The organism is Liquorilactobacillus mali (genome assembly GCF_001437155.1).
Lineage (GTDB): Bacteria > Bacillota > Bacilli > Lactobacillales > Lactobacillaceae > Liquorilactobacillus > Liquorilactobacillus mali_A.
In genome coordinates this window covers 1-4,488 of record NZ_JQAR01000019.1, presented here as the reverse complement: position 1 = coordinate 4,488, position 4,488 = coordinate 1, and the positions used below count along the sequence as shown (strand labels likewise).

General features: G+C 41.2%; 3 protein-coding genes and 4 pseudogenes. 6 read left to right on the top strand and 1 reads right to left on the bottom strand.

Going from position 1 to position 4,488, the window contains the following annotated elements; translation table 11 throughout:
- The 6 genes and pseudogenes from IV36_RS12410 to IV36_RS08290 form a co-directional block, all read left to right on the top strand.
- A pseudogene (locus tag IV36_RS12410) lies at nt 1-99 on the top strand (plasmid replication initiator protein A); the annotation flags it as partial.
- Nucleotides 100-361: 262 nt separating this feature from the next.
- Nucleotides 362-643, top strand: coding sequence for a type II toxin-antitoxin system RelB/DinJ family antitoxin (locus tag IV36_RS08305; protein WP_056991675.1), 282 nt, complete (start codon nt 362-364; stop codon nt 641-643).
- A pseudogene (locus IV36_RS12215) lies at nt 633-1,093 on the top strand (hypothetical protein). Before IV36_RS08305 ends, IV36_RS12215 begins: the two are co-directional and overlap by 11 nt.
- 70 nt (nt 1,094-1,163) lie before the next feature.
- Nucleotides 1,164-1,962: pseudogene (locus IV36_RS12060) on the top strand (IS5 family transposase).
- A gap of 7 nt (nt 1,963-1,969) precedes the next feature.
- A pseudogene (locus tag IV36_RS11895) lies at nt 1,970-2,230 on the top strand (divalent metal cation transporter); the annotation flags it as partial.
- A gap of 156 nt (nt 2,231-2,386) precedes the next feature.
- Nucleotides 2,387-3,295 (top strand): magnesium transporter CorA family protein, encoded by a 909-nt coding sequence (locus IV36_RS08290; protein ID WP_056991673.1) that lies wholly within the window; start codon nt 2,387-2,389, stop codon nt 3,293-3,295.
- Between the two features lie 290 nt (nt 3,296-3,585).
- On the opposite strand, the gene IV36_RS11890 is transcribed toward IV36_RS08290, so the two are convergent.
- Nucleotides 3,586-4,373 (bottom strand): IS5 family transposase gene (locus IV36_RS11890; protein WP_156648648.1). Its coding sequence is split into 2 segments (ribosomal slippage): nt 3,586-4,115 and nt 4,115-4,373, totalling 789 coding nucleotides; the frame shifts between segments, so codons are not numbered across the junction.
- Nucleotides 4,374-4,488: the final 115 nt, after the last annotated feature.

Genomic DNA, 4,488 nt, shown 5'->3' with positions numbered 1-4,488 from the left:
GGCGTTTGGTGGAATAAACAAGCGGCTAGAGAATATGCGGCCAAACACCCCGAAGAAGAAAAGTCGGCCGACAACGATAACAGTGAGTTGTACTACTAGTCCTAAAAGGCTATAAAATCCTTTCTAAGCGGTTTTAAGACTTACTAGCCTCTCTTTATACTCAAGTTAGATTTAAATGGCTTAAACAGAAGAATAGGGGCTTTTAAATGAGCGCCAGAGCTAACCCAGGCTAACCAGCTCAAAAGTTCAGCCTTTAGATCAACGCCAAGCTCAAGTGATTTGAGGCCAGGGCTTTATCTATTGATAAGGTACTCAAAAGGTAGTATAATGGTAGTAGTAAAAGAAAGGAGATGAGACAATCATGGCAGTTAAGGAAAAGAAACGGGTCCAAGTCAAGATTGATAAAGATTTGGCCGATGATACCGAAGAAGTTTTAAGCGAATTGGGCTTAAATCCAACCACGGCCATTAACATGTTTTACAAACGGATTGTTGCTAATGGTGCTTTACCTTTTAATGCGTCTTTAAGGGAAGAAGAAAGAGCTAATTTACGCTTTTTAAAGGCGACCGAAGGGACACCAGTCACCGAGTTCAAAGATGCTAAAGAGGTTGCTGATTGGCTCAACGATCCAGATGAGGACTAATGACTTAGTCAGCCTATACGTTAGTTTTGTAGAAACTAACAGTGGCAAGTCTCGACCAGTTTTAATTCGTCGGGTATCAGAACAGACGATCGAGGCTTTTAAAATTACTAGGCAGTATGAAAAGAAGTCGGCTTATATCAAGCAACAATATTATCCGATTCAAGATTGGCAATCCGCTGGGTTGAAGAAACCTTCCTGGGTCGATCTTGGTAATATTTATCGCTTTCCCAAAGCCGGTTTAAACTTTAAAGAAATCGGTCATTTAAGTAAGCTAGATCAAAATAAAATTTCAGATTTTATGCTTGACCTAAAATCAAAAAGAATAAGGGTCAAAAGATAATTCAACAGCGATCAAGTAAAAGGAAGCACAAAGAAAGTAAAGCAGAGCTTACACAAAGAATTCAAAACCAGTTAAAAGACTTTGCTAAGAAGCTGTCTAAAATCTCTTAAGAAGCTGTTTAGTATCTTTGATTTTGACCCAATAATTTGATAAACTACTGTCAAAAAAGTTGGAGATCATATGCAACATTTTAGTCATCATTACCAAAGCGATATTTCTCGGCAACAATTCGATTTGATCCGTCAGGATCTGGAAGCTTCAAGAAAACGAACTCACCCAAAACACATTGATCCTTATGATATCTTCTGTGCCATGCTCTATGTCCTTAAAAATGGCTGTACTTGGCGTGATTTGTCGGCTGATTATCCAAAGTGGTCCACCGTTTACTACTATTGGATGAGTTGGTCAAAAGCCCCCACCCCTGATAAACCAGCTTTATTAACTCAGGTTTTAAAAAAATTGTCGCTGATCGACGATTAAGGCAAGGGCGGTCAGCCCGAACTTCGTTCGTCATTTTAGATGCCCAAAGCATTAAGAACACCGCTACCGCTGAAAATAAGGGTTACGATGGTGGCAAGAAAATTTCCGGCATTAAGCGCCATTTAGCCGTTGACATCAATGGATTCCCGCAAGCTATCCATATTACCCGGGCTAACATCACTGATCGTGACGGGGCGATTGCACTCGTCACCCTTAATTTAGAGCAGTTTAAATTGGTTCGAACCATGATGGTTGATAGTGGTTATACCGGCCAAAATTTTGCCAATGAGATTAGCAGTTTAACCTCAGCCAAGGTAATCGTCGTTAAAGAAATGAGTTACACCAATTTTCGGTTATCCCCCAACGGTGGCTCATTGAACGTTCATTTAGTTGGTTGGGAAATTATCATCGTTTATGGCGTAACTGTGAGCGTAAGCTCAACACTAGTCTCATGATGGTTTCGTTAGCTTTTATCAGGTTACTTCTCAAAAGATACTAAACAGTTTCTCACACCAGTTTTGATCTTTGCCATTTACTATCATGGCAATGAGGCTAAGATTGAAGGATTACTGACGGCATCACAAGTGTTCCTGAGTATTGCTTTACCGTTTGCCATCATTCCAATGGTCATGTTCACCAGTAACAAGAAGTTGATGGGTAAGTTCGCCAATCATACTTGGGTCAAGTACGCTGCTTGGGTTGCCACCATTGTGCTGGTAACCTTGAACATCTACTTGATTCTCCAGACGGTTGGCTTGCTGAAATAACCGTTTAAAGACCTTTATAAAAAATAAGTAGGTTTCCGTTATATTCTTTATAAAAGTGTTTAGCAGTTGGGAGTCGTTGACAATTTAAAAATTTGTCTGCGGCTTCTTTTCTTTTAGTCTAAAATAGAGGTTAATAACTAACAGGGGGATTACTAAATGATCAAACCAGAAAAGACAATCAATGGAACCAAATGGATTGAAACGATTCAAATCAATGCCGAAGAACGGGCAACCCTCGAAGATCAGTATGGCATCGATGAAGATATTATTGAGTACGTCACTGATAATGATGAAAGTACTAATTATGTTTATGATATCAATGAGGACGACCAATTATTCATCTTTCTGGCGCCGTATGCCCTCGACAAAGATGCGCTGAGATACATTACCCAGCCATTTGGCATGTTGCTCCATAAGGGCGTTTTATTCACGTTTAATCAAAGCCCCATACCTGAAGTCAACACGGCACTTTACTCGGCATTGGATAATCCCGAGGTTAAGAGCGTCGATGCATTTATTCTGGAAACACTGTTTACAGTTGTTGACAGCTTTATCCCAATTTCTCGCGGCATTACCAAGAAACGCAACTATTTGGATAAAATGTTGAACCGGAAGACGAAGAACAGTGACTTGGTTTCACTTTCGTATCTTCAACAGACGTTGACCTTTTTGTCCAGTGCGGTTCAAACCAATCTCAGTGAACTCAATCGTTTGCCAAAGACCCATTTTGGTGTCGGTGCTGACCAGGATAAAAATGATTTATTCGAAGACGTGCAAATTGAAGGAGAACAGGTCCAACGGATGTTTGAGATTGAAACCCAAGTCGTTGACCGCATTGATCACACCTTCAACAGTATTGCCAACAATAATCTGAACGATACAATGAAATTTTTGACAATTTGGTCACTGACCATGGCTGTGCCAACGATTATTACCGGATTCTATGGGATGAACGTGAAACTGCCGTTAGCCGGGATGCAATACGCTTGGATGCTGACTTTGGGGATTTCTGTCGCCTTGATTGTGGCGATGCTGATTATGCTGAAGGTCTGGCGGAAGATGTGATGGGTGAGTGACTTGCTGCTGGGTGGGGGACTTTTTTGGAATGTGTATAGTTGAGCAGTTATGCTATTTTGAGCACCCTTCGGCTTCTGAAATACGCTCCGACGACCCTGACCCCGGCCACATAAGACAAAAAATCCAGTAGCGAACAAAAACCGTTCGCTACTGGATTTTCTGCCTTATGCTCTGGAGTCAACCCGGGTCTTGTCGCGCTCTTATTTTTTACCATTTCTTTACCCAATCAATACCAAGCAAAAACATTACCCTTCTATACTAAAAGTGTTAGAAGCTGTCTAAAATCTCTTAAGTAATAGTGCTAAAAACGCTAAAACGACCATTTGCAGACTGGTGGTTAATTGACGCTCACAATTTTTCCAAAGTCGCCGACAATTCTCTAGCCAACTAAAAGATCGTTCGACTACCCAACGTTGGGGCATGACTTCGAATCGATGCAACTCATTGCGCTTCGCAACCTGCACGGTTGCGTTTAAATTACTGGCTACATCGAGCTGAAAATTAACGCCTGAATAACCACCATCAACTAAGACATTTTGAACCTGGCGTAAATGCATGGCATGTAAAGCGATCATTGCACTGGCCCCGTCTCGATCAGAGAGGTTCGCTAGCGTCATGTGAATGGCCTGCGGAAAGCCATTGATATCAACTGCCAGATGGCGCTTAATCCCCGAGATTTTCTTACCAGCGTCGTAACCTTTGTTTTCAGCAGGAGCGGTGTTTTTGACGCTCTGAGCGTCAACGATAATAAAGGAAGTTAAAGCTGAACGTCCTTGGTAAGTTCGCCGAGCAATGACAATTTTTTTAAAACTTGTTCCAATAAAGAATCAGCCGTAGGCTCAGCTTTAGTTGACCAAATTTTGTAATAGTTGTAAACTGACCGCCATTCTGGGAAATCACCGGGGGCTTGACGCCATTGGCAACCGGTTTTCAAGACATATAGGACCGCACAGAAGACCTCGTAGAGGTCATATTTTCGAGGCTTAGTTCGCTTACGAAAATTTTCTAAAGCTGGTCGAATTAATTCAAATTGTTGCCGAGTAATATTGCTGGGATAATTTTTAATAGCTTAAACTCGCTTTTTACACAGAAGTATATCAAAAATCATAGATCTTGGACAGCTTCTAAACACAATCCAGAAATTAAGCCAAAAAACAATCCTGAAAATAAAAACGATCGGC